This window comes from Phaeobacter inhibens DSM 16374, assembly GCF_000473105.1.
GTDB classification, from domain to species: domain Bacteria; phylum Pseudomonadota; class Alphaproteobacteria; order Rhodobacterales; family Rhodobacteraceae; genus Phaeobacter; species Phaeobacter inhibens.
The window spans coordinates 1,591,479-1,617,044 of sequence record NZ_KI421498.1; the positions used below are offsets into that span (position 1 = coordinate 1,591,479).

Consider the following 25,566-nt stretch of genomic DNA (forward strand, 5'->3'; position numbering starts at 1 on the left):
GGCTCAGAGCTCCCGCGCCAGCCGCAGCATGCCTGCGGTGATCTGGCTCAGCTGATCCGGCGTCGTGATGAAGGGCGGCATGGTATAGATGTTCTTACCAAAGGGACGCAGGAAGACGCCCATATCATGGGCACGGGCGTGCGCCTCATCTGCGGACACCGCGTGCTTCATCTCGATAACACCAATGGCGCCCAAAACCCGCACATCCGCCACATTGGGCAGCTCGCGCGCCGTTGCCAGTTCAGACTGCATCTGCTCTGCAATCCCCGAGACAGTTCCGCGCCAGTCTTGCCCGGTCAGCAGATCCAGCGAGGCCTTGGCCGCAGCGCAGGCCAGCGGATTGGCCATATAGGTCGGCCCATGCATGAAGATGCCCGGGTTTCCGCCACCCACACCCTCGGCGACGCGGTCGTTCGTCATGGTGCAGGCAAAGGAGATATGGCCGCCGGTCAGCCCCTTGCCCAAACAGATGATATCCGGTTCCGCGTCGCAGAAATTGGTGGCAAACAGCGCGCCGGTGCGGCCGAAACCGGTGGCGATCTCGTCGAAGATCAGCAGGATACCCAGTTCATCGCACAGCGCACGCGCCTGGTTCAGGTATTCCGGGTGGTAGAAATACATGCCGCCAGTGCCCTGCACTACGGGTTCCAGAATGAAGGCGGCGATCTTGTCCTGCCCGGCCTCCAGCACCGCGCGCAGCTCGCCCAGCCCGTTTTGGGCCGGATCATCGCTCCAATCCTCATGGATACGGACCGGCGGGCGGGAGACGAAATGCTGCACGCTCAGTGCGCCCTGGAACAGGTGGTGCATGCCGGTGTCCGGGTCGCAGACGCTCATCGCCTTCCAGGTATCGCCGTGATAGCCAGAGCGGATGGTGGCAAACTCCTTGCGCTCTGGCTGGCCGATGGCGTGCTGATACTGCACCGCCATCTTCATCGCTACCTCGACCGAGACCGAACCGCTGTCGCAATAAAAGATCCGCGTCAGACTTTCGGGGGTGATCTCCAGCAGCTTGCGGCCCAGGTCGATGGCCGGATCGTGGGTCAGCCCGCCGAACATCACATGCGGCAGGGTGTCGAGCTGGGCGTGAATGGCCGATGTGATCGCCGGGTTCCTGTGACCGTGCATCATGCACCACCACGACGACATCGCGTCGATCAACCGGGTGCCGTCGTCGAGCGTGATGTGGACGCCTTCGCTTGCCTTCACCACAAAGGTCGGGCCGGGTTTGGCGACATTGGTGTAAGGATGCCAGAGGTGCCGCTGGTCGAATTCCAGCTGGGTGAGGTCTGCGGTGCTCATGCCGCCTCTCCTTGGGCCAATGCCTCCCTGATCAGATCCACGCGGATGCTGGCCTGAAAGGCCACCGCCAGCGCGTCAGAGGTCAGCTCACCCAGCACCGGCAACCGCCCCAAATGCGCCACCTTGCCGAATTGGCAGATGGTTTCCTCCACCTCCGGCTCGGCGTCGCCTATGAAGGCCACGCCCACAACCAGACAGCCCGCATCGCGCAGGGCTTTCAGCGACAAAAGCGTGTGATTGATCGTGCCCAGCTGTGTGCGTGCACACAGGATCACCGGCGCGCCCCAGCGGGCAAACAGGTCGAGATACAGAACCTTGCGGTTCAAGGGCACCATCAGCCCGCCGGCCCCCTCGGCCACCAGCACACCGTCCACTTTGGGCAAGGCCAGCGCATTGGGGTCAATCTCCACGCCCTCAGCCTCTGCCGACAGATGCGGCGAGGCAGGCAATTGCAGCAGGTACCCCTCCGGCAGCGCCGGGCGGCCTGACAGTCGTGCAACAGTCTGGCTGTCGGTCTCCTCCTCCATTCCGGATTGCACCGGCTTCCAATAGGTCGCATCCAGCGCCTGCACCAACCCGGCCGAAAAAATGGTCTTGCCAATGCCGGTATCGGTTCCAGTGACGATCAGCGCGCTCATGGCCTTGTCTCCATTTCCCGGGCGAGGTTTTCGAACATCCGGGTGATGACCTGTGCCCCCGTGTTCAACGTGATCGACAGCCGCAGCCGCGAGGTGCCGCGGGGCACCGTTGGCGGGCGGATGCCGCGGATGTCATAGCCGTAGCCTTGCATCGCTGCTGCCAGCGCCATGGTGCGTTTGTCGTCACCGATCACCACCGGCAGGATCTGGCTGTGATAGCCGTCCAACCCGCAGAGGCGTTTGGCCTCTGCTTGCGCATGGGTGATCCCCTGCCACGCCTGTTCGCGGCAGCCCGTGTTCTGTTGCAGCTCAGCCAGGGCTGCCCGTACCAGTGCGGCGTTCAGCGGTGACGGGGCGGTGGCAAAGATGAACCCGCGCGCCTTGTTGATCAGTGTCTCGATCAGTACCCGCTGACCGCAGATCAGCGCGCCAGAGGCCCCCAGCGCCTTGCCGCAGGTGTGCAGGGACAGGACGTTGGGACGGTGCGCGATTTCATGCGCCAGCCCGCGGCCCAGATCGCCAAACACGCCTGTGGAATGCGCCTCATCCACCACCAACACCGTGCCGTCCGCATCCGCAAGCGCCATCAATGCATCCAGCGGGGCCAGGTCGCCGTCCATCGAATAGACCGCCTCAACCGCGATCCAGACCTGGCCTATGCCGCCCTCGGCACGCCAAGCCTTCAGCACCCGCGAAGCGTCTTCCACGTCGCCATGGGCAAAACTGCGGGTTTCTGCCCGGCCCAGCCGCATCCCGTCATGGGTGCTGGCATGGATCAGCGCATCATAGAGCACCAGATCGCCCTGCTGCGGCAGAGTGGAAAAGATTGCTTGATTGGCAGTGAAGCCGCCGCCCATGAACAGCGCCGCCTCGGTGCCGAAAAACGCGGCCGCTTCCGCCTCCAGCAACTGATGTTCTGCGTCATTGCCGCGCAGCAGGCGCGAACCGCCTGCGCCCACCGGCACCCCGCGCGCCAGCGCATCGGCGGCAGCGGTGCGCAGCACATCGCTGCCCGCCAGCCCCAGATAGTCGTTGGAAGCAAAATCATGCCCGTCCCGTGGCATCAGCTGCCGGTAGCGTCCGCGCGTGCGCAGCGCGTCCAGCGATGTTTCATGCCTCGGGAAGGCGCCCGCCATCAGCGGCTGCCGTCACATCCCACCGCCATCGCGGTGATGCCCAGACGGTCGAACAGCTGCTGGTCCTTGTCCTCTTCGGGGTTGTCGGCGGTCAGCAGCGTGTCACCGACAAAGATCGAGTTGGCACCGGCAAAGAAGCACATCGCCTGCATCTCGTCCGACATATCGGTGCGGCCTGCGGACAGGCGCACGTGGGATTTCGGCATCAGGATGCGGGCCAGCGCCACCGAGCGGACAAATTCGATCGGATCCAGCTTCTCGACATTGGCCAGCGGCGTATCGGCAATCGGGATCAGCATGTTCACCGGCACCGAGTCGGGATGCACCTCCAGCGTTGCCAGCGCCAGCATCATGTCGATGCGGTCCAGCTGCTGCTCACCCATGCCGACAATACCGCCGGAACAGACTTTGATGCCCGCCTCGCGCACCCGGTTCAGGGTGTCGATCCGGTCGGCAAAGGTGCGGGTGGTGATGATCTCGGAGTAATACCGCTCGGAGGTGTCGATATTGTGGTTGTAATAATCCAACCCCGCATCGCGCAGACGGAACACCTGGTCTTCCTCCAGCATGCCCAAGGTCATGCAGGTCTCCATGCCGAGATCCTTGACGCCCTGCACCATGGCTTCCAGTGCGGCCATGTCGCGGTCCTTGGGCGAGCGCCAGGCAGCCCCCATGCAATAGCGCGTCGCGCCGCCTTCCTTGGCTTTCCTGGCTTCGGCAATCACCCGCTGCACCTCGATCAGCTTGGAGGCCGAGAGCTGCGCGCCGTTGCGGGCCGACTGCGAGCAATAGGCGCAATCCTCGGCGCAGCCGCCGGTCTTGATGCTGAGAAGCTTGGATTTCTGCACCTGGTTCGGGTCGAAATACTGCCGGTGTACGGTGTGTGCCTGAAACAGCAGGTCCATGAAAGGCGTGTTGTAAATCGCTTCCGCTTCCTCGCGGGTCCAATCGGTGCGGATGGGTGCAGCGTCCAGCATGCTGTCTCCTGTTCTCTCTACCTGATGGCCATACGCGGATGGCGTTATTGTTTTATAGATAACTTGACGGGTCACGATCAAGCATAAAGCTGCAGTGCAGCGAATTCACTCCACCTCTGAACTATTATCAATTCATATTACTGTTATTTAACGATAATAATAATCTATAAAATAAGACATTGACGGGGAGACCATATCTCCCCTACCCCTAAAGCACGCAGGGGAGTCCCGCCAAGGGGACTGAGAGGCGTTTAGGTGCGGGACATTCCGGACCGGCGGCGCGACCCTTTGAACCTGACCCAGTTGATACTGGCGTAGGAAGCTAGGCGCGCATGGCTGCGGGAATTGTACACTCCCTGACGTCTTGCGTTGACTGAACAAGGGGGTCGTACGCCCTCTGTTTCCCGAGCCAAACCTCATCTGGTGTCTTTTCCAAGTCTAGGCTTCGAGGAGCACCAACATGAATGTCCCCAATCCCAAAATCACCACAGGCGCATTGCCCGCATCACGCAAGATCTACGTCAGCGGAGAGGTCCACCCGGACATCCGCGTACCGATGCGGGAAATCTCCACCCACCCCACCGCGGGCGAAGCACCGCTGCCGGTCTATGACAGCTCCGGCCCCTATACCGACCCGGATGTGCTGACCGATATCCGCCAGGGCCTGCCGCAGCTGCGCCGTCAGTGGATAGAGGCACGCGGTGACGTCGAAAGCTACCAAGGCCGCGATGTAAAACCCGAGGACAACGGATTCGTTGAGGGTGACCGTCTGACGCCGGAATTCCCGGTGAAACCCGCTCCGCTGCGGGGCAAGGACGGCACAGCACCAACCCAGCTGGCCTATGCCCGCGCCGGCATCATCACGCCGGAGATGGAATACGTGGCAATCCGCGAAAACCAGCTGCGCGAACTGTCCCCCTGTCACCGCGATGGCAACGACTTTGGCGCCAATATCCCCGATTACGTGACGCCGGAGTTTGTCCGCGATGAGATCGCCGCCGGTCGCGCCATCATCCCCGCAAACATAAACCACCCCGAGATTGAGCCGATGATCATCGGTCGCAATTTCCTGGTCAAGATCAACGCCAACATGGGTACTTCGGCCGTCACCTCCTCGATGGAGGAGGAAGTCGACAAACTGGTCTGGGCGATCCGTTGGGGCGCCGACACGGTGATGGACCTGTCGACGGGGCGCAACATCCACAACACCCGCGAATGGATCGTGCGCAACTCGCCGGTTCCGATCGGCACTGTGCCAATCTATCAGGCGCTGGAGAAGGTGAACGGCATCGCCGAAGACCTGACCTGGGAAGTGTTCCGCGACACGCTGATCGAACAAGCCGAGCAAGGCGTGGATTACTTCACCATCCATGCCGGCGTGCGCCTGCACATGGTGCCGATGACCGTCGAGCGGGTGACAGGGATTGTGTCGCGCGGCGGCTCGATCATGGCGAAGTGGTGCCTGCATCACCACAAGGAGAGCTTCCTCTATGAGCATTTCGAGGACATCTGTGACATCTGCCGCCAGTATGACGTCAGCTTCTCACTGGGCGATGGCTTGCGCCCCGGCTCCATCGCCGACGCCAATGACGAGGCGCAGTTTGCCGAGCTGGAAACCCTGGGTGAGCTGACCAAGATCGCATGGGCCAAGGACTGCCAGGTGATGATCGAGGGGCCGGGCCATGTCGCCATGCACAAGATCAAGGAGAACATGGACAAGCAGCTGGAGTGCTGTCACGAGGCGCCGTTCTATACGCTGGGGCCGCTGACCACCGACATCGCGCCGGGGTACGACCATATCACCAGCGGCATCGGGGCGGCGATGATCGGCTGGTTCGGCTGCGCGATGCTGTGTTACGTGACGCCGAAAGAGCACCTGGGCCTGCCCGACCGCGACGACGTGAAAACCGGCGTGATCACCTATAAGATCGCGGCCCATGCGGCTGACCTCGCCAAGGGTCTGCCGGGGGCGCAGCGCCGTGACGATGCCCTCAGTCGCGCGCGGTTCGAGTTCCGCTGGGAGGACCAGTTCAACCTCTCGCTGGACCCGGATACTGCGCGCGAGTTCCACGACCAGACCCTGCCCAAGCAGGCGCATAAGGTGGCGCATTTCTGTTCCATGTGCGGTCCGAAGTTCTGCTCAATGCGGATCAGCCACGACATCCGCGCCGAGGCGCAGAAGGAAGGCATGGAGGCGATGGCCGCCAAGTTTCGCGAAGGCGGCGAACTCTATGTGCCAGCGCCCGAGGCTGCGGAACCGGCGGAATGATCACCATCGCAGGTGCAGGCCTCGCGGGCCTCGCCTGCGCCTATGAACTGGCGCAGCGCGGGGCTGCGGTGCGGGTTTATGAGCGCGCGACAGAGATCGGCGCGGGCAGTGTCTCGCGCTATGCAGGCGGCATGCTGGCACCCTGGTGTGAACGCGAAAGCGCCGAGGAGGAGGTGATCACCCTCGGTGGCCGCGCCATCGATTGGTGGGCCAAGGTCACAGCCGTCCACAGGCGCGGCACGCTGGTGGTGGCGCCAGCCCGCGACCGGGCAGAGCTGACCCGTTTTGCCCGTCGCACGACCGGCTATCGGGGGGTGGACGGCGCAGAGATCGCGGCACTGGAACCAGCCCTCACAGGACGCTTTGCGCAAGGTTTGTTCTTCGAACAGGAGGCACATCTGGACCCGCGTCGCGCCGTCTGGGATCTGGCGGCTGCGGCCGCCGCGCTGGGGGCGGAAATCTGCCTTGGCACGGATGCCCCCGGCTCTGTTGATCTGGATTGCAGGGGCATCGCCGCCGCAGGGCAACTGCCAGATCTGCGCCCTGTGCGCGGCGAGATGGCGATCCTGCATTGCCCGGAGGTGGAGATCAGTCGCACGCTGCGGCTGCTCCATCCGCGAATGCCGCTCTACCTTGTGCCGCGGGGCGACAGCCTGTTCATGATCGGCGGCACGATGATCGAGAGCACATCGACGCGCGCAATTTCCCTGCGTTCCCTCAGTGAGTTGCTGAACGCCGCCTTCACGCTGCATCCCGGATTTGCCGAGGCCAGCGTGGTGGAAACCGGCGCAGGCCTGCGCCCCGCCTTCCCCGACAATCTGCCCCGCCTTCATCAGGACGGCGGGACGCTATTTCTCAATGGGCTGTACCGCCACGGATTTCTGCTGGCGCCCGCCATGGCGCAGCAGGCGGCAAACCGCCTGAGACCGGAGACACAGGATGAACATCATCGTGAACGCCAAACCGCATGAGCTGCGCGCTGGCACCCTCGACGAGGCTCTGCAACAGCTCGGCTATGCCCAGTCCGCAGTTGCAACCGCCGTCAACGGGCAGTTCGTGGCCCGCGCCGCCCGTCCCGGGATTCAACTGGCGGACGGAGATCGGCTGGAGATCCTGACGCCGATGCAGGGAGGCTGAGCAGTGCAACTCTATGGACAGAACATCACCTCCCGCCTGCTGCTGGGGACGGCGCAATACCCCTCTCCCAGGGTACTGAATGCAGCAATCAAAAGCAGCGCCAGCGAGATCATCACGGTGTCGCTGCGGCGGGAAACGGCGGAGGGCACCGGTGCCGGGTTCTGGGATCAGCTACGCGCATTGGACTGTCGCATCCTGCCCAATACGGCCGGTTGCCATTCCGTGCAGGAGGCTGTGACCACCGCCCATATGGCGCGCGAGCTATTCGACACCCCATGGATCAAACTGGAGGTGATCGGCCATTCCGACACACTGCAGCCGGATGTCTTTGCGCTGGTGGAGGCTGCGCGCGTGCTGTCTGACGACGGATTTCAGGTATTTCCCTACACGACCGACGATCTTGTCGTGGGCGAAAAACTGCTCGAGGCCGGTTGCGAAGTGCTGATGCCCTGGGGCGCGCCAATAGGGTCCGGCCAGGGCCTGCGCAACCCAGATGCCCTGCGCGCGATGCGGGCGCATTTCCCCGACGTGCCGCTGATCGTGGATGCGGGCATCGGCCGTCCCTCAGATGCCACTCAGGCGATGGAACTGGGAATGGACGCGGTGCTGTTGAACACCGCAGTTGCGAAGGCTGGAGACCCTGCCGGAATGGCCCGTGCCGTCGCGCTGGCCATTGAGGCTGGCCGCGCGGGATATCTGGCTGATCCGATGGAACGGCGCGATATGGCCGTGCCCTCCACCCCTGTTCTTGGCCTCGCCGCGCTGAGCTGAGCGCCCTCAATTTGGAGACGACAATGGAGCGTTTTTACCTGATCGTTGGCCATGTCAGCCAACTGGAACTACTGGTGCCGCATGGCGTGCGACTGGTGCAGCTGCGGCTGAAGGATCGGCCAGAGCAGGAGATCCGCCGCCAGATTGCGCGGGCGCGGGATTTCTGCGCGGTGCATGGTGCACAGCTGGTGGTCAATGACCATTGGCAGGTCGCGCTGGATCTGAATTGCGGATTTATACATCTGGGGCAAGAAGACATGGACAGTGCCGACTTTGCCGCCCTGCGTCGCAAGGGCGTAAGGTTTGGCCTGTCGACCCACGATGAGGCGGAGCTGGAGCGCGCCCTGTCCCACGCGCCGGACTATGTCGCGCTTGGCCCAGTGTATGAAACCCTGCTGAAGAAGATGAAATGGGCACCACAAGGTGTGGATCGCGTGCGGCGCTGGAAGGAGATGGCAGGCAGAACCCCTCTGGTTGCCATTGGCGGGCTGACCCCCGAGCGCCTGCCCGGTGTCTTTGCCGCTGGCGCAGACAGCGCCGCTGTGGTCACCGATATCCTCCAGGCCACTGATCCGGAGGCGCGCACGCGCGAATGGATCAAGGCCTGCGCCTCATGAGTCGCTTTGACCGCCAGATTGCCCTGCCCGAGGTGGGAGCGGAGGGACAGGCAAAGCTCGCTGCCGCCCATGTTCTGGTGGTTGGGGCTGGTGGGTTAGGCAGTCCTGTCCTGCAATATCTTGCCGGGGCCGGAATTGGCGAAATCACGGTGATGGATGGCGACAGTGTGGAAGCCACGAACCTGCCGCGCCAACCCCTGTATACACCCGCAGATATCGGCCGCTACAAAGTTGACGCAGCCCGCGAAAGGCTGTGCGCCATGGCGCCGGAACTGCGCCTGCATCCCCATGCGCGTGATCTGACACCTGATAATGTCATGGCTGCCGTCACGCCGGTGGATCTGGTGATTGATGCCGCCGACAGCCATGCAGTGTCTTATACCCTGTCAGATTGTTGCCAGCGGCTCGGGCGGGATCTGATCTCTGGCTCGGCATTGGCGCAATCGGGATATGTCGGCGTGTTCTGCGGCGGCGGTCCGTCGCTGCGCGCCGTATTCCCTGACCCGCCCGGCAGTGCCGCCACCTGCGCCACCTCCGGGATCATGGGTCCGGTTGTCGGCGTGATTGGCGCCTGGCAGGCGCAGCTGGCGTTGAAGCTGTTGCTCAACCATCAGCCGACCCCGCGCGGGCGCATCTTCAGCGTGGATTTCGCAGGGCTGCAAATGGGTGGTTTTGATTTCAGCACCGCAAGGGAGCCAGCCCGCCCCCTCCCCTTCATCGGGTTGAACGCGATCACCGATGAGGACTACGTGGTTGAGTTGCGCCCCGAGCAAGAGGCCCCGACACCCGCTGTCCGAACCGCTGTTCGTATTCTGCCGGAGGCCTTGCAGGCGAGAGATCTGCCCGGTGATCGCCGCGTGGTGCTGGCCTGTCACAGTGGCCTGCGCGCCTGGCGCACGGCGGCTGAGATTGCCCCGGATTTCGCTGGAGAACTTGTCCTGCTAGCCGCGGGCCAACCCAGATGACCACGCTTCTGATCATCGCGGGGACAGACAGCAGCGGCGGTGCAGGGCTGACCCGCGATGTCGCTGCGGCCACTGCAATGGCCCAGCTGCTTCCGCAATTTGCACAGCGCTCGCTCTCGTTGCGACCGGTGGTGACGGCGGTAACCGTGCAGACAGATGCGGCCCTGGAGGAGATCCACCCGACGCGGCCCGAGGTCATTCAGAGCCAGATACGCGCAGCCGCCGCGACCGGGCCGATTTCTGCGGTGAAAATTGGTATGGTCGGCAGCGCAATGGCCGCCGAAAGCATTGCCAAGGCGCTGGCTCTTTCGGTGCCCGACACATGCCCGGTCGTACTGGACCCAGTGCTGCGCAGCAGTTCCGGTGGCCGGTTGATGCAGGCCTCAGACCTCAAGCCCCTGATTACACGGGCCAATCTCATCACCCCCAATGTGCAAGAGGCCGCTCAGCTTGCCCCCTGCCTGAGCGACCGGCAACTCGACAGCCCTGACGCACCCGGTAACGCATCGCAGACCCGTCGGTTGCAGCAGGCTCGTCAGTTGCAGGATGCGGGCGCCGATGCGGTGCTGATCAAAGGCGGGCACGGAGGTGGGGCACTGTCGGTTGACCACCTCTTCTTCGGTGACGCGCATATTCGCTACGAGAGACCACGTCTGCCGCGCGGCAGGCGTGGCACCGGCTGCACCCTCGCCACGGCAATTGCTGTTCAGCTGATGGCGGGCCGGGGCTTGGATCAGGCTTGCGCCAATGCCGGTGATTACGTGCATGAATGGCTGAAGGAGGCCGCAACCTGAGCAGCGCCGCCCAGTCCGAGCAAGCGATCGCAGCCAGATCTCGCTTTGGACTCGCAGTGAAACGGCCTGTGAGGGGGACCGTTTGGCGCGTCTTTACCTCGGCGTGCCTTTGCGGCTCGGACAACGCTGTTCTCAGCCGGAAGGCAAATCTGCCGGAGGGGCGGAAGGGAAAAACCGCGCCGGACTGGTCCGGCGCGGTGTCTTTGTGGTCAGCCCCATTCCTGGCCTGACTTAGCCTGATTTGGCTTGGGGTTGGGGGCGTTTGGCGGGATCAGAAATCCTGCCAGATGTCCTTGGCGGCATTGCCGCTGGTGCTGGCTGCTGCGGGGGCTGGCTGTGGTGTGACAGCCTCAAGGTCCCAATCATCGCCATGGGCACTGGGGGCGGCCGGTGTGGCCTCCTGCGTGGCAACCGCCCTCCGGGTTGGCGCTGTGGACACTGCGGGTTTACGGGCCGGGGCCTGCCCGCCGCCTGCTGCGACACGGAAATGGGCGACCAGCTCCGCCAGCTTGCTGGCATCAGCGTTCAACATGTGACCGGCGGCGGTGGCCTCTTCAACCATGGCGGCATTCTGCTGGGTGACCTGATCCAGCTGGGTCACGCCGGTGTTGATCTCATGCAGGCCAGTGGACTGTTCGCTGGCCCCGGTCGCAATGCCGGACACCAGTTGCGAGATATGACTGACCCGTTCGACAATGCCCTGAAGCGCATCACCAGTTTTTCCAACCAGATCCACGCCACGCTCCACCTGTTTGGTGCTGTCGCCGATCAGTGTCTTGATCTCCATCGCGGCATCCGAGGAGCGCTGCGCCAGCGCCCGCACCTCACTGGCGACCACGGCAAAGCCCTTGCCCGCCTCGCCAGCGCGTGCGGCTTCCACCCCGGCGTTGAGCGCCAGAAGGTTGGTCTGAAAGGCAATGTCATCAATCACACTGATGATCTGAGAGATATGGGTCGAGGATTGTTCGATCTCGGTCATGGCAGAGACCGCGCTCTGGACCACTTCGCCGCTGGTTTCGGCCTCCTGTTTGGCCTCCTGCATGATGCTTTCGACGCTGCGCGCCCCTTCGGCGGCGGATTTCACGCTTGCCGTCATCTCATCCAGAGCGGCGGCGGTCTCCTCCAGCGTGGCGGCCTGGCTTTCGGTGCGGTTCGACAGATCGTCAGACGCCTGGCTGATTTCATTTGCCCCACTGCGGATGCTCTCGGCTGTGTCAATCACCTGAGTGACCGTGGAGCCCAGGGTCTCCGCCGTGCGGTTGAAGTCACGCTGCAGCTGGGCGTAGTCCTCAGGCAGGTTTTCATTGATGCGAACGGTCAGGTCCCCCTGCGACAGTGCCGCCAGACGGCTGGAGATGACCTGGACGACATCAGCACGCTCTGCGTCGCGGGCCTGTTGATGACCTTTCATCGCCTCCTGCTGCTCCAATTTCTCGCGGAACGCTTCCAGCGTGCGGGCCATTTCGCCGATTTCGCTACGGGCCTGCGTATAGGGAACATCGGCATGGGTTTCGCCCTCCGCCATGGAAGCCATCCGCGCCTTCAGCCCATTGATCGGCCCCGTCACACTGCGCAACAGGACGGTCGAGGCGATCATCAGCAGAATAAGACTCACGCCAAGAGTAATCATCGATTCGATCCGCATCTGGGCGAGGTCCGCCTGGATGTCGGAGACATAAGAGCCGGTGCCGATGATCCAGCCCCAGGGTTCAAACGCCTGCACATAGCCGATTTTCTGTTCCGGCGTGGTCTGCCCCGGTTTCTGGAACCAATAGCGGACCGATCCGGCGCCGTCGCTTGCGGCGACCTTGCCCAGTTCCTGAAAAACCTTCATGCCCTTCACATCTTCGAAACCGGACCGATCTGTGCCGACCCAATCGGGCACCATCGGATGCGCCCGCACAATCATATTCTGATCGAAGGCAAAGAGATATCCGGACGTCTCGAAGCGGATTTTTTCAATCACTTCACGCCCCTGGGCGCGCGCCTCATCGGCGGTAAGGTCACCCGACTGCACCTGAGCCTCAAGATCAGCAAGCAGGCTGATGGACGTGTCGATGATGTTGTTTAGTTCACGGTCACGCATGGCATAGGCATTATCGACGGCACGCGACAGCAGCAGGACGGTCAACAGCACGGAAAGTGCGAGCGCCATCGCCACCACTGCGTAAATACGGATGGGAAGACGAAAGAATATGGACGGCATCGGTCACTTGGTCCTTTGAGGAATTACATCCTCCGACACTATGCCTCCGCCCCCTAACAAACCGTTAGGTGCGCACCCTCAATTGCCTGTTTCGCAACATTATTACGTAGAGTTTCGATCTGTTATCTTAAGGCGTTTGAAACCCGCCAAGGCTAAGGCCCTGCGCGGTGTTCCCGCGATTCCGCCAATATCCTGCCCAGAAACGAAAAACGGCCCCGCTGCGGGGCCGTTTCATCCATGTCGCGGTATATCTATGCTTGTGTCACTGGACCGACAGCATACCCTTCTCGGACGCCAGTTCTCGCATCTTCTTCTGCAGCTTTTCAAAGGCGCGCACTTCGATCTGGCGGATCCGCTCCCGGCTAACGCCATATTGGGTGCTAAGGTCCTCAAGCGTCTTCGCCTGATCGGCCAAACGACGCTGGGTCAGGATATCCTTCTCACGGTCATTCAACACCTCAAGCGCACTGGCCAGAAGTTCACGCCGGGCCTCAAGCTCATCCCGCGCCTCATAATCGCCGGCCTGATCGGCATCCTCATCTTCAAGCCAATCCTGCCACTGCATAGTGCCTTCGCCCTCGCTGCCAACAGTGGCATTGAGCGACGCGTCCCCACCGGACATACGCCGGTTCATGGAGATAACCTCAGTTTCGGTCACCCCAAGATCGGTGGCGATTTTCTTGACGCTGTCGGGGTGCAGATCGCCCTCCTCCAGCGCGCCGATACGAGCCTTGGCCTTGCGCAGGTTGAAAAACAGTTTCTTCTGCGCCGAGGTCGTGCCCAGCTTCACCAGCGACCAGGAACGCAGGATATATTCCTGAATAGATGCACGGATCCACCACATGGCATAAGTCGCGAGGCGAAAGCCCTTCTCGGGGTCAAACCGTTTGACCGCCTGCATCAGGCCGACATTGGCCTCAGAAATCACCTCGGCCTGTGGCAGGCCGTAGCCGCGATATCCCATCGCGATTTTTGCTGCCAGACGCAGGTGCGATGTCACCATCTTATGGGCAGAGGCACTGTCCTGCTCTTCCACCCAGCGCTTGGCCAGCATGTATTCTTCTTCCGGTTCCAGCAGCGGGAACTTGCGGATTTCCTGAAGGTACCGATTCAGCCCGCCTTCGGGTGTTGGTGCGGGCAGGTTTGCATAATTCGCCATTCTTTGTGTCCCTCCCAATGTATAAGGACTTAACATCGTTCTATATGGGTTAACGCATAGCCCCGTTCAAGAGTTGCCAAGTTTATCTCTTATAGGAATCGTAAGAAAAGCGGTCTGTGACGCAGTTCACAAGGATTTGCACAACAAACGTCGCGCAGTCACATCAGCTGCACGGGAAATCGCCCCAATAATTCATAAGGTTACCAACCAAGAGGCGGAATTATATGCCCGCAGCTCCGAGCTTTTGCAGCAAATGCGCCATATCTTCCGGCAAGGGGGCCTCAAACCGCATAGCGTCGCCAGTGACCGGGTGAATGAACCCCAGAACCGCTGCATGCAGCGCCTGACGCGGGAAGGCCTGGATGGCAGCGGCGGTGTCTTCCGGCAGCGATTTTGCCGCCAATTTGCGCTTGCCACCATAAACCGGATCCCCCACCAGCCCGTGACCCGCATGGGCCATATGCACGCGAATCTGATGGGTGCGCCCGGTTTCCAGCCAACATTCGATCAGGGCGACAACAGGCGGCGTACCAAAACTGTCGACGATGCGGGCGCGGGTGATGGCGTGGCGACCGCCTTGAAACAGGACGGCCTGACGCTGCCGGTCGGTTTTGTGCCGCGCCAGCTGGGTCGTCAGTTTCAAGATATTTCCGGGTTCGAAACTGGTGCCTTTGACCCCGCGCAGGCGCGGATCATTGGCATCAGGAACACCATAGCAGATCGCGCGATAATAGCGTTCTACCGTGTGTTTCTCGAATTGGGCCGCCAACCCCTGATGCGCCACGTCGGATTTAGCGACCACCAGCAGGCCACTGGTTTCTTTGTCAATGCGATGCACAATACCGGGACGTTTCACCCCGCCGACACCAGAGAGGTTATCGCCACAATGATGCAGCAGCGCGTTTACCAGCGTCCCCGACGGCGTACCGGGCGCCGGATGCACGACCATGCCAGTAGGCTTGTTGATGACAATCAGATCGTCATCCTCGTAAATCACCTCAAGCGGGATATCTTCGGGACCAATATGGCTGTCTTCGGCCTCTTCGATTGTGATCTCAATCAGCGCGCCCTCGTCAACCTTGGCTTTGGCATCACTGACCACGGTTCCATTGACCTGGAGCTGGCCTGCTTCGATCAATCGGGCAAGCCGGGTGCGCGATAGGGTGGCTTCCTCTGGCACATCACGCGAAACCGCTTTATCAAGCCGTTTAGGCGGGTTTTCCGCAATGACAAACTCGATCCGGCGGCGGGCCATGACACATCCTTCTGAAACAGATAATCAAAGTGAACCGCCCCAGCTGGTGTTCCTGCGGCGGATGGTGACCACGTTGACGGTGATCATGATTTGCGGGTTCTTAGTGGTTCTGACCTTGCTTGTCATCCGTTTGTCTGCATCCGGTCCAAACCTGCCCGAAACTGTCTCCCTGCCGGACGGGGTCAGCGCCCGCGCCGTGACCTTTGGCGACGGCTGGATTGCGGTGGTGACCGATGGGGACGAAATCCTGATCCTGAACAGCCTGGGCGGCGCAATTGAGCAGCGGCTGGTCATCCAGCCCACAGGCAACTGACGCAAGACAACTGACACAAATCGACCAGCCGAGACACTAAAGGTTAGGGAAAACCCTGAATTCACACAATAAAAGGTGAAATTGGCGCAGTCGCGCTGGAACCTGTTTCGGTCCCTGTAGAGATTTTCCAAGGATTGAAGAGTGGTACCACCTCCCCGGCTCGAACGGGGGACCTCCTGATCCACAATCAGGCGCTCTAACCTACTGAGCTAAGGCGGCACTACGGGCGATTTAATACAGGGGCGATGAGAGCGCAAGAGGAAAGCCGCAAGTTTTTTACCCTCAATGTGCAGAGATGTGCCGCCAATCGGACGGGTCACGCGCGCGCCTGACATGCTCCGTCTGGCGGCGGCGGGTCCTTGCCTTTAGAGTGGCGGCAGGCTAGCAGAACCAGTCAACGCAAGCCCTACGACAGGAGAGCCGCATGAGCATCAACACCGAGCGCGACATCGAAGCCAACATGCAGATCGGCCCCACCGATGCTGGCATGGTGCGTATTTTCATCGAAGCGGACGGCATCGAGATCCCGATGGATTTCGACCCGGAAGAAGCCAATGAAATTGCCGAAGAGATCATGGCAGCCGCTCAGGCCGCGCGCAGCCTCAATACCTGACCCCGGACCTAATCGACCCTCAGATACCCCAACTCCCAGCCGCACCCGGCTGGGGATCACGCAGCCGATGCAGGCGACTGGCCGCATCCATGGCGAATTTCTGAATCAGCTTCTTGCGGCGGGCGGCGGGCAGCTTTTGTTCCGGCGCCATGCGGATGATCTCTGCGTCGTAGTCATCTGCAATGATCAGCCCGCTGCCATCCGGCAACAGCTCATTTGGAAACGTCAGATTCACGGCCCAGAAATAGCGGTCGCACCACTCCAGATAACCCTGCCATTTGCTGTCGGACTGAAAATCGGCGCGGCTGGATTTGCACTCTACAACCCACAGCTCCCCCTTGGGGCCAAGCGCCATCACATCGACCCGCAGGCCGCGTGCCGGGACGAATTCCTCGACCGTGACAAAGCCAAGCGCTGCCATATGGCGCGCAACACCACGTGCAAGACGCTGGCCGGGAGTGAGTTCCTGCATCATGTATTCAATATGAACAATACGGGAACAAATGACAAGCGGTCTCCTTGTTGGCCAGCCTGAAAATTGATGGCCGGACCGTCCGCAGCCCTCGTGTCGAAATCCCCGCCGAAAAGAGTTTCATCCAGACCCTTGTCTCGCCCTGCCGCGCCCCCTAGTTAGAGCGGAGGCGGGTTCTGCCCTTCTCGTGACAGGTAGCATTCCAGTGGCCTTAAGCAATTCCGAGGGAGCTGGCTCTGTTCGGACCCTGGTCCTTTTATCTGGCGCCCACCTGTACATACAGGTCCTCGGGAATCAAAACCGCACGGTTGACTGGTGGTCCCGCCGCATTCCACCACTGTTCGAGCTGACAAAAGAAAAGCCGCGCCTGATGGGCACGGCTGACTAAGGGCTTGTTGGTCTGGACGGTTTTATGTCCCGGGCTGAGGATCAGCGACGCGGCAGCTGCCGAGAGGCTTTCCTGGCCGGAACCCGGACCGGGATCATCTCACCTGTCACATCTGGCGTGATCCGCATCCCACCGCGCGGGTCTTCATCCTTACCCGCGAGGGACATCACCGCATAGCCGAACTGCACCCCGGCAAAAACGATCCCGTTCATGAACCACAGTAGCGCGACCGCCAGCAATCCGCTGTCCGATGTGCTGACCAGATGCCACAGGTTCATAACATTGAACCACAAAAGCATCCCGACAAAGGCCCCGGCGATGGCAAAGCCGATCACCACATTCCGAATATAGAGTTTTACCAGCTTCGGCATAAAACGCCCTCCTGCTACAGCAAAAACGGTAGCATTCTTTGCTAGGGCGTCCAGCGGCAAATCGCGGATCGGCGGAATTTGACGCATGTTGGCGGATCTTTGACGATCACCCAATGGCGCGAAATCAAAAAAGCGCGCCATCAGGGCACGCTTTCTGACTGTCTTCACATAATTTCTATCTTCACCTGGCTTTACTGCCCTCCACCGAGCAGCGTGAACTGCCAAGAGGGCCTCAAAAAGCTTCCGGCGCTGCCTCGCGGGCCATGTGATCCAGCACGGCGTTCACGAATTTCGGCTCTTTGCCCTCGGGGAAGAAGGCGCGCGCGATATCAACAAACTCGTTGATCACAACCTTGGGCGGGGTTTTACCCGCCAGAAACTCAGCACCTGCCGCACGGAACAAGGCGCGCAGCGTTGGATCGATACGGGCAATCGGCCATTTGGCCACCAGCGCACGGTCGGTCATCTGGTCAATCTTGGCCTGCTCATTGACCGCGCCCTCAATCAGCTTGCGAAAGCTCTTGGTGTCGCCCTCAGCCATTTCATCGCCATCATAGACCGCACCAAAACGGTGGTCTTCGAATTCGACGATGACCTTGTCAAAGGTCAGATTGCTATGTTCCATCTGAAACAGCGCCTGCACGGCATAAAGCCGGGACGCTGATTTCATTTTGTGCTTGTCACTGCCCTTGCGAGCGGCGCCTTGGCTGTCCGAGGTGGTCATGCGGTGGTGGGTCCATTATCTGAGTCGGCCAGTCTGATGGCCTCGGAAGGGGCTTTAAAGCCGACTCCCTTGGTTTGGGCGCCCCATTTACGCGTCAGCGCGATCAGATGCAAGGCCGCAGCGGCAGCGCCGCCACCCTTGTTCTGATCCTTGGTATCTGCGCGGACCTCTGCCTGCTTGCGATTTTCCACGGTCAGGATGCCGTTGCCGATGCACAGCCCCTGCAACCCCATCAACTGAATTGCGCGACTGCTGTCATTGCAGACGGTTTCATAATGGGTGGTTTCGCCCCGGATCACGCAGCCCAGCGCCACATAGCCATCAAAGTTTGAGCTGCGATCGGCAATCGCGATGGCGGTGGGCACTTCCAAGGCGCCGGGCACCTCGATCAGCTCGCAGGTGCCGCCTGCGGCCTCAATCTCCGCCTGCGCCCCGGCAACCAGATTGTCGGCGATGTCCTTGTAATAAGGAGCAACAACGATCAGCAGCTTCACCGGCTTGTCGAATGTCGGGCGGTCCAGCGTGTAGTGGGTTTCATGTGCAGCCATATCAAGCGTCCTTCAGCAGAGGTTTGGTGCCAACGATGGTCAGCCCATAGGCGTCCAGTCCAACATAGGTGGTGGAGGGCGAATCTGTCAGCAGCACCAGTTCTTGCAGCCCCAACTTGGACAGGATCTGCGCGCCCAGACCGGTCTGTTTGATGGTGCGCGGGCCCTCGTCGTCCTGCGCATATAGCGCGCTGCGGGGCTCCCGGAACAGGCAGACCACGCCGCGCCCTTCCGCAGCAATCAACTCCATTGCGCGGGGCAGCTGGCGGGCTGATTTGGGACCAAGCCCCAGCAGATCGGTCGCTTCATGCAAAGCGTGGGTACGGGTCAGCACAGGTTCTGGCGTGGTGATATCCCCTTTGATCATCACCACATGTTCGATGCCATGGGTCTGATCGGTGAACAGGCGCATTTCCCAGTCACCGCCAATCTCAGCGGTCACAGTCTCGCGCGAGGTTTCAACCACCAGATTGTCATTGCGCGCCCGGTAAGCGATCAGATCACTGATGGTGCCAATCTTCAGCCCATGGGTCTTGCCAAAGGTGACCAGCTCCGGCAGCCGCGACATGGTGCCGTCATCGTTCATGATCTCACAGATCACCCCCGATGGGTTCAGCCCGGCGAGGCGCGAGATATCAACGGCCGCCTCGGTATGACCGGCGCGCACCAGCACGCCGCCGCGCTTGGCCCGCAGCGGGAAGACATGGCCCGGTGTCGCGAGCGATGCCATCGTATTGTTCTCGTTAATGGCCTCTGCCACGGTCAGCGCCCGGTCGGCTGCTGAAATCCCGGTCGAGACACCCTCGCGCGCTTCAATCGATACGGTGAAGGCTGTTTCATGACGCGAGGAATTGTTCACCGCCATCATCGGCAGACCCAGCGCATCAACCCGTTCTGCGGTCATCGGCAGGCAAATCAGCCCCCGCCCATGGGTCGCCATAAAGTTGATTGCAGCCGCATCGGCAAATTCGGCCGCGATGACAAGATCACCCTCGTTTTCACGATCCTCGTGATCGACCAGGATGAACATCCGCCCCTGACGGGCCTCTTCGATGATCTCTTCGATCGGGCTGATTGCATCGCGCAACTGGGCTTCAATCGGCCCCGGTGTTTCAAAGCTCATTCAGGCAACCTTTCGGTGGGCAGTCGTGGACAGCGGTCTATGCGACCCCCACAGCCCCGAGCAAGGCCGTGGATACCCCAGCGGGATAGACCAGCCGTCCCGCAAATACCAGCCCTGCATGCGGCAGACCATAGCCCGGACGCGGCGTCCAAGAGCAGGCCACCATGTAGCGCTGACCAATATCGACGTTCCTTTCGACACTGTTGTGCAATTTTCCAGTGAACCGCGCCGCCCCTGCGGCGCGCCTGGCCCAACGCCTTGTGTCGCATCTGTGATGCGGCGCACAAGGGGGCGGGAGCCTTAGCGGCTTTTGCTTGGCAACGGTCTGAAGGCGCGGCTTACCGCGCCGCCCGATCTCAACTCGCCTCGTGCAGCCGTGCTACATAGCGCGCAAGCGTATCTATCTCGAGGTTCACCGCATTGCCCACCGCAACATCCCCCCAGGTTGTAACCTCTTTGGTGTGCGGGATGAAATTGATACCAAAGTCACATCCTTCGACATCGTTCACCGTGAGCGAGGTGCCATTCAACGCAACCGACCCCTTCGGCGCGATGAAGCGTGCCAGATCCTCTGGTGCGCGCAGGGTGACACGGGTGCTGTCGCCCTCATCACGGATGTCAACAACCTCGGCCACACCATCGACATGTCCCGACACGATATGGCCACCCAGTTCGTCGCCAACCTTCAGCGCGCGTTCCAGATTGACGCGCTTGCCAACGGTCCAGCCATTGCCGCCGATATTGGTCTTGGACACCGTCTCGGCCGAGATCTGTACATCGTACCAATCGTCCCCCAGCGCGATCACGGTCAGGCAGACGCCATCGGAGGCAATCGAGGCGCCAATATCGATGGTCGCAGTGTCATAGCCGGTCCGGATCCGCGCCCGCAGGTCGCCCTGCTGCTCCAGCTCGGTGATGATGCCGATATCGGTGACGATGCCTGTAAACATGGGCGGGCTCCTGCAAATGCGGTTGTGGCCGTATTGATCGGCCGGCGCCTCTCTGGTAGCCACTGGACCGCCGCGCGGCAAGCCCCGCTGTTGCCGGATGAACCCGCCCCGCCCTGCAATTGCCCGGAACCGATGGCCGCTCTTGCCTTGCGCCATTCCGGCGCCCTACCCTAGCCCGCAAATATGGTTAAGCCGAATTAGCGGTTAAGCCATTGTTTGTACAATCGGGATATATTTGGTCCATTATGCACAAGACCGACGATCCACAGCGCGCTTTCCTGTTCCTGCAAGGGCCACACGGTCCGTTCTTTGCCAGTCTGGCAGAGATGCTGCAGGCGGCTGGTTGCGCTGTCTGGCGCGTCGGTTTCAATGCGGGTGATCAGGCCTTCTGGCGCGATAAGTCCCGCTACCTGCCCTATCGCGGCACGCCGGAGGACTGGCCTGCACATCTCGAACAGGTGTTGGGCGATCATCAGATTACCGATTTGGTACTTTATGGCGACACCCGTCCGATCCATGCGACAGCTGTGTCCGCCGCGCGCGCGCGCGGCATCCGGGTGCATGTGTTTGAGGAAGGCTATCTGCGGCCCTATTGGGTCACCTATGAACGGGAGGGATCCAACGGGAATTCCCGGCTGATGGACATGCCGGTGGCAGAAATGACCACGGCCCTTGCCCTTTCCGATATGGAGGCGCCACTGCCGCCGTCCCATTGGGGTGATACCCGGCAGCATGTCTTTTACGGCGCGCTCTATCATGGCTTTGTCATGCTGCTCAATCGTGGCTACCGCCAGTTCCGCCCCCATCGCACGCTGCCGGTCACCCGCGAATTTCAACTTTATCTGCGCCGCCTGCTGCTGATGCCGTTCCAGGCGCTTGAGCGCCGGCTCGCCACCCGGCGTATCCGCAATGGGGGCTTCCCCTATCACCTGGCCCTGCTGCAACTGGAACATGACAGTGCCTTTCAGGAGCATTCACCCTTTGCCAGTCTGACGGATTTCCTGACTGACGTGTTTCAAGGCTTCGCTGAGGGCGCTCCACGTCATCACCACCTCGTGGTCAAGGCGCATCCGCTTGAGGATGGTCGGGTTCCGATCCGGCGCACCGTCCGCCAGCTGGCCAAACGCTATGGGCTGGAACATCGCGTGCATTACGTGCGTGGCGGCAAACTGGCTGCCCTGCTGAATGAGGCCCGCACGGCCGTTACCGTGAATTCAACCGCAGGTCAGCAGGTGCTCTGGCGCGGTATCCCGCTGAAGGTGTTCGGCAAGGCAGTCTATGACAAGCCTGAGTTTGTTTCGACCCAGCCACTGGCAGAGTTCTTTGCCGCCCCCGCAAGGCCGGATAACCGTGCCTACAAGGACTATCGCCGCTATCTTCTGGAAACCTCGCAACTCCCCGGTGGCTTCTATTCCCGCAAGGGTCGCCGCCAACTGCTACGGCAGGTGGTGGATATGATGCTCGCCTCGGAGGACCCCTATCAGGCGCTCATGCAGGGGACAGCGGCACCGCGGCAACAGTTGCGTGTGGTGAGCTGAGACGCCACATCTCTAAGGCTGGATTTTTTCAAGACGCTGCGCTAGCTTGACCCCAAAACTTGAGGCAAAACAATAATAGGTCGAGGAGACCGAGCAGTGAAAACCGTTCCCTTTCAATGGGCGCGACCGGTTGCGATTCTGGCCGCAGTCTCGCTGGCAGCATCCTGTGGCCTTCCCCAGGTCGGCCCGAACAAGCGTCAGATCTACGCCGGTTCCGTGCAAAAAGAAGGCGATGCCTTCATCGTCTCGGTCAATGACCGCGTCACCCGTGCCACCGCCGTGGTGCCCGCGCTCGGATTTTCTGACAATTTCCGCAGCGCCGGTCAGCTGACCTCCGATGTGATCCGCCCCGGCGATGTTCTGGGCCTCACGGTCTGGGAAAACGTCGATGACGGGTTGCTGGCGGCTGAAACAACCAATGCCACGGTTCTGGAAGAGGTGCAGGTCGACAGTGCCGGCTTCATCTTCGTCCCCTATGCAGGGCGGCTGCGCGCCTCGGGCAATACGCCGGATCAGTTGCGCCGCACCATCACCAAGAAGCTGGAAGATCAGACACCGGACCCACAGGTTCAGGTGCGCCGCCTTGCGGGCGATGGCGCGACTGTCAGCCTGACCGGGGCGGTAGGTGGACAGGGTGTCTATCCGATTGAACGCCCCACCCGGACGCTGGCAACCATGCTGGCCCGTGCGGGCGGCGTTGCGATTGAGCCTGAAAACGCTCAGATTACCGTCATTCGTGGCGCCGAACGTGGCACCATTTGGTTCCAGGATTTGTTCAAACACCCGGAGCTGGACATTGCCCTGCGCGGCGGTGACAAAATCCTGGTGGAAGAGGACAGCCGCTCCTTCACCGCATTGGGCGCCACCAGCGCACAGGCGCGCGTCCCGTTTGAAAGCCAGAACCTCTCCGCACTTGAAGCGATTGCGCAGGTCGGCGGTCTGGTCTCCACCGCATCGGATCCCACTGGCGTCTTTGTCTTGCGCAACGAACCCGCAGAAATCGCCAATCAGGTCTTGGGACGCAACGATCTGATCGGTGCGCAGCGGCTGGTCTATGTGCTGAACCTTACGAAACCCAACGGGCTGTTCGTGGCCCGCGACTTTGTGATCCGTGATTCCGATACGCTCTACGTCACCGAAGCGCCCTATGCCCAGTGGACCAAGACGATTTCCCTGCTGGCCAGCCCGCTGGCCCCCATCGCCAGTGTCGAAAGTTTGGCCAGCGGCGGCTGATGACATGACGGGACACCACCCGACAACCAAGGCCGGGGGCCCGCACTCCCGGCTTTTTTATTACAACGCCGGCTTCCTGCGTCAGAAGCGGCTGCGGCGTATCCTGTCGCTGGCCGGCTATGACCTGCGCCTGGGCAAACCAACCGCCGATGATCTGGTCGCGGTCTGGGGCAATGCAGATACCGCCCATCGTGGCCATGCTGTGGCAGAGGCGCAGGGCTGTGGCCTGTTGCGGGTCGAGGACGCTTTTCTCCGCTCAATCCATCCCGGCCGGGCGGGGGAGCCACCGTTGGGACTGTTGCTGGACCGCTCCGGGTTGCATTTTGACCCCGCTACCCCGTCCGATCTGGAGCAGCTGCTGGCCTCACATCCGCTGGATGACAGCGCATTGATGCGGCGCGCCCGGCGCGCCATCGCGCGGCTGCAGGACGCCCATCTGAGCAAATACAACGCCTATTCGCCACAGGCACCGGTCCCTGATCCCGGCTACGTGCTGGTGATCGATCAGGCCCGTGGCGATGCCTCGGTCCGCGCCTCGACCCCGTTCGAGGGCACCGATCACGCGCGGTTTCAAGAGATGCTCTATTACGCGCAGGACGAACATCCAGGCGCCCGTATCATCATCAAATCTCACCCGGAGGACCGCGCGGGCCACCGCCCCGGCTACTACAGCGCCGCAGACGCGCAGGGCCGGGTTGAAATCCTTAATACGCCAGTGTCACCCTGGGCACTGCTGGAAGGCGCAATCGCCGTCTATACCGTATCGTCGCAAATGGGATTCGAGGCGATCCTTTGCGGCCACAAACCCCGCATTTTTGGTCAGCCTTTCTATGCAGGCTGGGGCCTCAGCGAGGATGAATTCCCCATCACCCGGCGCCAACGCAGCCTGACCCGCGCGCAGCTGTTTGCAGCCGCGATGATCCTTTATCCCACATGGTACAGTCCCCATCACGACCGCCTGTGCGAGCTGGAAGAGGTGATCGACGCGCTGGAGGCGGAGACCCGCGCCTGGCAGCAGGACCGCGCCGGCTGGATCGCCTCCGGCATGCGGCTTTGGAAACGGCACCCGCTACAGACCTTTTTTGGCCGCTACCGGCGCCTGCGGTTCAGCAACAGCCCCAAGACGGCGAAGGCAAGTGGGCGCAATTGGATGATCTGGGCCGGGCGCACCAGCACCGGGCAATCTCCCGGCGCCCATCGTGTCGAAGATGGCTTTCTGCGGTCGCGCGGCTTGGGCGCGGATCTGATACCACCGCTGTCACTGGTGGTGGACCGGCAGGGGATCTACTACGACCCTCACCAACCCAGCGATCTGGAGGATCTGATCGCCGCCCGTGCCACCCTGACGCCCGAGCAGCAGCAGCGTGCGGAAACCCTGACCCAGCGACTGGTGCAAGACAGCCTGTCGAAATACAACCTAGGCGGCACAGTGCCGGACCTGCCGGAGGGGCATCGGGTGCTGGTCGTCGGACAGGTGGCGGATGATGCCTCGGTTCGGCTGGGCTGCGAGAAAATCGCGACCAACGCCGATCTTTTGCGCGCCGCCCGCGCCGCAAACCCGGGCGCGGTGCTGATCTACAAACCCCACCCCGATGTGGAGGCCGGTCTGCGGGATGGCAGCATCGCCGCAGAGCAGCTGGCCGATGTGGTGGTGCCCGACAGCGACCCGATGGCGCTTTTGGATATGGTACATGACGTTTGGACAATGACGTCGCTAATGGGATTTGAGGCCCTGCTGCGCGGGGTGAAGGTCACAACGGTTGGCGCGCCCTTCTATGCTGGCTGGGGGCTGACCACGGATCTGGGCGCTGTCCCGGTGGCCCGACGTCAGGCACGCCCCTCGCTGATGGGGTTGGTGCACGCCGCGCTGATCGACTACCCGCGTTACGTGGATCCAGTCAGCGGCCTGCCCTGTCAGGTGGAATTGGTGATTGAGCGACTGGCCAAAGGAGAAATCCCCGAGCCGAGCGCCGCCAATAGAACACTGGCCAAGCTTCAGGGTCTGCTGGCCACCTACGCCCACCTCTGGCGATAAGCTGCGCACGCAGAAGGTACTTTGCCCGGTCT

The 25,566-nt window shown here is 61.6% G+C and carries 25 protein-coding genes, 1 tRNA gene and 1 riboswitch; of the genes, 12 read left to right on the plus strand and 14 right to left on the minus strand.

The annotated features are described in order from the left end of the window. Positions 1-3: 3 nt before the first annotated feature. From bioA to bioB, 4 genes are read right to left on the minus strand one after another with little or no spacing between them, the layout of a single operon-like run. Positions 4-1,302, minus strand: a complete 1,299-nt coding sequence (gene bioA, locus INHI_RS0111325; RefSeq protein WP_027247702.1) for an adenosylmethionine--8-amino-7-oxononanoate transaminase — start codon at positions 1,300-1,302, stop codon at positions 4-6. Then, positions 1,299-1,940, minus strand: a complete 642-nt coding sequence (gene bioD / locus INHI_RS0111330; protein WP_027247703.1) for a dethiobiotin synthase — start codon at positions 1,938-1,940, stop codon at positions 1,299-1,301. The genes bioA and bioD overlap by 4 nt, the downstream gene beginning before the upstream one ends. Continuing rightward, positions 1,937-3,076: an 8-amino-7-oxononanoate synthase gene (locus INHI_RS0111335; protein ID WP_027247704.1), complete on the minus strand. Its 1,140-nt coding sequence runs from the start codon at positions 3,074-3,076 to the stop codon at positions 1,937-1,939. Before INHI_RS0111335 ends, bioD begins: the two co-directional genes overlap by 4 nt. Then, positions 3,076-4,053 (minus strand): biotin synthase BioB, encoded by a 978-nt coding sequence (gene bioB / locus INHI_RS0111340; RefSeq protein WP_014874017.1) that lies wholly within the window; start codon positions 4,051-4,053, stop codon positions 3,076-3,078. The genes INHI_RS0111335 and bioB overlap by 1 nt, the downstream gene beginning before the upstream one ends. A 209-nt stretch (positions 4,054-4,262) precedes the next feature. Further along, a riboswitch (TPP riboswitch) is annotated at positions 4,263-4,391 on the plus strand. Positions 4,392-4,513: 122 nt separating this feature from the next. Here bioB and thiC point away from each other — a divergent pair. The 7 genes from thiC to thiD are packed head-to-tail and all read left to right on the plus strand — an operon-like array spanning position 4,514 to position 10,606. Further along, complete coding sequence (gene thiC / locus INHI_RS0111345; RefSeq protein ID WP_027247705.1) at positions 4,514-6,322, plus strand: phosphomethylpyrimidine synthase ThiC; 1,809 nt, start codon at positions 4,514-4,516, stop codon at positions 6,320-6,322. Beyond that, positions 6,319-7,293 (plus strand): FAD-dependent oxidoreductase, encoded by a 975-nt coding sequence (locus tag INHI_RS0111350; RefSeq protein WP_027247706.1) that lies wholly within the window; start codon positions 6,319-6,321, stop codon positions 7,291-7,293. The genes thiC and INHI_RS0111350 overlap by 4 nt, the downstream gene beginning before the upstream one ends. Next, positions 7,262-7,459 (plus strand): sulfur carrier protein ThiS, encoded by a 198-nt coding sequence (gene thiS, locus INHI_RS0111355; protein WP_027247707.1) that lies wholly within the window; start codon positions 7,262-7,264, stop codon positions 7,457-7,459. The genes INHI_RS0111350 and thiS overlap by 32 nt, the downstream gene beginning before the upstream one ends. A gap of 3 nt (positions 7,460-7,462) precedes the next feature. Further along, positions 7,463-8,230 carry a thiazole synthase gene (locus INHI_RS0111360; protein ID WP_014874013.1) on the plus strand — a complete coding sequence of 256 codons (768 nt, stop codon included), beginning with the start codon at positions 7,463-7,465 and terminating at the stop codon, positions 8,228-8,230. Positions 8,231-8,253: 23 nt separating this feature from the next. Continuing rightward, positions 8,254-8,847, plus strand: a complete 594-nt coding sequence (locus INHI_RS0111365; RefSeq protein WP_027247708.1) for a thiamine phosphate synthase — start codon at positions 8,254-8,256, stop codon at positions 8,845-8,847. Beyond that, positions 8,823-9,812, plus strand: coding sequence for a HesA/MoeB/ThiF family protein (locus INHI_RS0111370; RefSeq protein WP_027247709.1), 990 nt, complete (start codon positions 8,823-8,825; stop codon positions 9,810-9,812). The genes INHI_RS0111365 and INHI_RS0111370 overlap by 25 nt, the downstream gene beginning before the upstream one ends. Beyond that, positions 9,809-10,606 (plus strand): bifunctional hydroxymethylpyrimidine kinase/phosphomethylpyrimidine kinase, encoded by a 798-nt coding sequence (thiD, locus tag INHI_RS0111375; protein WP_027247710.1) that lies wholly within the window; start codon positions 9,809-9,811, stop codon positions 10,604-10,606. The genes INHI_RS0111370 and thiD overlap by 4 nt, the downstream gene beginning before the upstream one ends. Positions 10,607-10,877: 271 nt before the next feature. Here the strand turns inward: thiD and INHI_RS0111380 are convergent, their stop codons facing one another. From INHI_RS0111380 to INHI_RS0111390, 3 genes are all read right to left on the minus strand, one after another. Then, positions 10,878-12,812 (minus strand): methyl-accepting chemotaxis protein, encoded by a 1,935-nt coding sequence (locus INHI_RS0111380; protein WP_027247711.1) that lies wholly within the window; start codon positions 12,810-12,812, stop codon positions 10,878-10,880. A 262-nt stretch (positions 12,813-13,074) separates the two neighbouring features. Further along, the gene (gene rpoH, locus INHI_RS0111385; RefSeq protein ID WP_014874008.1) at positions 13,075-13,971 is read right to left on the minus strand and encodes an RNA polymerase sigma factor RpoH; all 897 of its coding nucleotides are present in this window, start codon (positions 13,969-13,971) and stop codon (positions 13,075-13,077) included. A gap of 220 nt (positions 13,972-14,191) precedes the next feature. After that, complete coding sequence (locus tag INHI_RS0111390; RefSeq protein WP_027247712.1) at positions 14,192-15,226, minus strand: RluA family pseudouridine synthase; 1,035 nt, start codon at positions 15,224-15,226, stop codon at positions 14,192-14,194. Between INHI_RS0111390 and INHI_RS0111395 the strand changes: the two genes are divergently transcribed. Beyond that, positions 15,225-15,539 (plus strand): DUF6476 family protein, encoded by a 315-nt coding sequence (locus INHI_RS0111395; RefSeq protein WP_027247713.1) that lies wholly within the window; start codon positions 15,225-15,227, stop codon positions 15,537-15,539. The two genes, INHI_RS0111390 and INHI_RS0111395, sit on opposite strands and share 2 nt — an antisense overlap. Positions 15,540-15,681: 142 nt before the next feature. Here INHI_RS0111395 and INHI_RS0111400 read toward each other — a convergent pair. Continuing rightward, a tRNA-His gene (locus tag INHI_RS0111400) sits at positions 15,682-15,758 on the minus strand. A gap of 205 nt (positions 15,759-15,963) precedes the next feature. Between INHI_RS0111400 and INHI_RS0111405 the strand changes: the two genes are divergently transcribed. After that, entirely contained in the window at positions 15,964-16,152 is a 189-nt protein-coding gene (locus tag INHI_RS0111405) for a DUF6324 family protein (RefSeq protein ID WP_014874005.1), read from the plus strand. 19 nt (positions 16,153-16,171) lie between these two features. On the opposite strand, the gene INHI_RS0111410 is transcribed toward INHI_RS0111405, so the two are convergent. The 6 genes from INHI_RS0111410 to INHI_RS0111440 all read right to left on the minus strand — a co-directional run bounded on the left by INHI_RS0111410 (position 16,172) and on the right by INHI_RS0111440 (position 20,728). Beyond that, positions 16,172-16,627 carry an MmcB family DNA repair protein gene (locus tag INHI_RS0111410; RefSeq protein WP_027247714.1) on the minus strand — a complete coding sequence of 152 codons (456 nt, stop codon included), beginning with the start codon at positions 16,625-16,627 and terminating at the stop codon, positions 16,172-16,174. Positions 16,628-17,053: 426 nt separating this feature from the next. Then, positions 17,054-17,383 carry a hypothetical protein gene (locus tag INHI_RS0111415; RefSeq protein ID WP_014874003.1) on the minus strand — a complete coding sequence of 110 codons (330 nt, stop codon included), beginning with the start codon at positions 17,381-17,383 and terminating at the stop codon, positions 17,054-17,056. A 232-nt stretch (positions 17,384-17,615) separates the two neighbouring features. Next, a complete protein-coding gene (gene nusB / locus INHI_RS0111420) occupies positions 17,616-18,107 on the minus strand; it encodes a transcription antitermination factor NusB (RefSeq protein ID WP_014874002.1) in 492 nt (163 codons plus the stop codon). Continuing rightward, complete coding sequence (locus INHI_RS0111425) at positions 18,104-18,655, minus strand: 6,7-dimethyl-8-ribityllumazine synthase (protein ID WP_014874001.1); 552 nt, start codon at positions 18,653-18,655, stop codon at positions 18,104-18,106. The genes nusB and INHI_RS0111425 overlap by 4 nt, the downstream gene beginning before the upstream one ends. Before the next feature lies 1 nt (position 18,656). Then, the gene (gene ribB / locus INHI_RS0111430) at positions 18,657-19,778 is read right to left on the minus strand and encodes a 3,4-dihydroxy-2-butanone-4-phosphate synthase (protein WP_014879478.1); all 1,122 of its coding nucleotides are present in this window, start codon (positions 19,776-19,778) and stop codon (positions 18,657-18,659) included. A 356-nt stretch (positions 19,779-20,134) separates the two neighbouring features. After that, complete coding sequence (locus tag INHI_RS0111440) at positions 20,135-20,728, minus strand: riboflavin synthase (protein ID WP_014879477.1); 594 nt, start codon at positions 20,726-20,728, stop codon at positions 20,135-20,137. Between the two features lie 245 nt (positions 20,729-20,973). On the opposite strand from INHI_RS0111440, the gene INHI_RS0111445 reads away from it, so the two are divergent. The 3 genes from INHI_RS0111445 to INHI_RS0111455 all read left to right on the plus strand — a co-directional run bounded on the left by INHI_RS0111445 (position 20,974) and on the right by INHI_RS0111455 (position 25,534). Continuing rightward, entirely contained in the window at positions 20,974-22,266 is a 1,293-nt protein-coding gene (locus tag INHI_RS0111445; protein WP_027247715.1) for a capsule polysaccharide biogenesis protein, read from the plus strand. A 96-nt stretch (positions 22,267-22,362) separates the two neighbouring features. Then, positions 22,363-23,499 carry a polysaccharide biosynthesis/export family protein gene (locus tag INHI_RS0111450; RefSeq protein WP_027247716.1) on the plus strand — a complete coding sequence of 379 codons (1,137 nt, stop codon included), beginning with the start codon at positions 22,363-22,365 and terminating at the stop codon, positions 23,497-23,499. Between the two features lie 4 nt (positions 23,500-23,503). Continuing rightward, positions 23,504-25,534: a capsule polysaccharide biogenesis protein gene (locus tag INHI_RS0111455; protein WP_027247717.1), complete on the plus strand. Its 2,031-nt coding sequence runs from the start codon at positions 23,504-23,506 to the stop codon at positions 25,532-25,534. The last annotated feature ends 32 nt before the right edge of the window (positions 25,535-25,566 follow it).

Excerpts from the sequence above, each read along its gene's own strand:
- thiS (WP_027247707.1), top strand. The coding sequence starts at position 7,262 with ATGAACATCATCGTGAACGCCAAACCGCATGAGCTGCGCGCTGGCACC.
- bioA (WP_027247702.1), bottom strand. The coding sequence starts at position 1,302 with ATGAGCACCGCAGACCTCACCCAGCTGGAATTCGACCAGCGGCACCTC.
- bioD (WP_027247703.1), bottom strand. The coding sequence starts at position 1,940 with ATGAGCGCGCTGATCGTCACTGGAACCGATACCGGCATTGGCAAGACC.
- INHI_RS0111365 (WP_027247708.1), top strand. The coding sequence starts at position 8,254 with ATGGAGCGTTTTTACCTGATCGTTGGCCATGTCAGCCAACTGGAACTA.
- INHI_RS0111335 (WP_027247704.1), bottom strand. The coding sequence starts at position 3,076 with ATGGCGGGCGCCTTCCCGAGGCATGAAACATCGCTGGACGCGCTGCGC.
- INHI_RS0111440 (WP_014879477.1), bottom strand. The coding sequence starts at position 20,728 with ATGTTTACAGGCATCGTCACCGATATCGGCATCATCACCGAGCTGGAG.
- INHI_RS0111395 (WP_027247713.1), top strand. The coding sequence starts at position 15,225 with ATGACACATCCTTCTGAAACAGATAATCAAAGTGAACCGCCCCAGCTG.
- INHI_RS0111380 (WP_027247711.1), bottom strand. The coding sequence starts at position 12,812 with ATGCCGTCCATATTCTTTCGTCTTCCCATCCGTATTTACGCAGTGGTG.
- bioB (WP_014874017.1), bottom strand. The coding sequence starts at position 4,053 with ATGCTGGACGCTGCACCCATCCGCACCGATTGGACCCGCGAGGAAGCG.
- ribB (WP_014879478.1), bottom strand. The coding sequence starts at position 19,778 with ATGAGCTTTGAAACACCGGGGCCGATTGAAGCCCAGTTGCGCGATGCA.
- INHI_RS0111390 (WP_027247712.1), bottom strand. The coding sequence starts at position 15,226 with ATGGCCCGCCGCCGGATCGAGTTTGTCATTGCGGAAAACCCGCCTAAA.
- INHI_RS0111405 (WP_014874005.1), top strand. The coding sequence starts at position 15,964 with ATGAGCATCAACACCGAGCGCGACATCGAAGCCAACATGCAGATCGGC.
- INHI_RS0111425 (WP_014874001.1), bottom strand. The coding sequence starts at position 18,655 with ATGGCTGCACATGAAACCCACTACACGCTGGACCGCCCGACATTCGAC.
- nusB (WP_014874002.1), bottom strand. The coding sequence starts at position 18,107 with ATGACCACCTCGGACAGCCAAGGCGCCGCTCGCAAGGGCAGTGACAAG.
- INHI_RS0111350 (WP_027247706.1), top strand. The coding sequence starts at position 6,319 with ATGATCACCATCGCAGGTGCAGGCCTCGCGGGCCTCGCCTGCGCCTAT.
- thiC (WP_027247705.1), top strand. The coding sequence starts at position 4,514 with ATGAATGTCCCCAATCCCAAAATCACCACAGGCGCATTGCCCGCATCA.
- INHI_RS0111445 (WP_027247715.1), top strand. The coding sequence starts at position 20,974 with ATGCACAAGACCGACGATCCACAGCGCGCTTTCCTGTTCCTGCAAGGG.
- INHI_RS0111370 (WP_027247709.1), top strand. The coding sequence starts at position 8,823 with ATGGATCAAGGCCTGCGCCTCATGAGTCGCTTTGACCGCCAGATTGCC.
- INHI_RS0111415 (WP_014874003.1), bottom strand. The coding sequence starts at position 17,383 with ATGCCGAAGCTGGTAAAACTCTATATTCGGAATGTGGTGATCGGCTTT.
- INHI_RS0111410 (WP_027247714.1), bottom strand. The coding sequence starts at position 16,627 with ATGATGCAGGAACTCACTCCCGGCCAGCGTCTTGCACGTGGTGTTGCG.
- rpoH (WP_014874008.1), bottom strand. The coding sequence starts at position 13,971 with ATGGCGAATTATGCAAACCTGCCCGCACCAACACCCGAAGGCGGGCTG.
- INHI_RS0111455 (WP_027247717.1), top strand. The coding sequence starts at position 23,504 with ATGACGGGACACCACCCGACAACCAAGGCCGGGGGCCCGCACTCCCGG.
- thiD (WP_027247710.1), top strand. The coding sequence starts at position 9,809 with ATGACCACGCTTCTGATCATCGCGGGGACAGACAGCAGCGGCGGTGCA.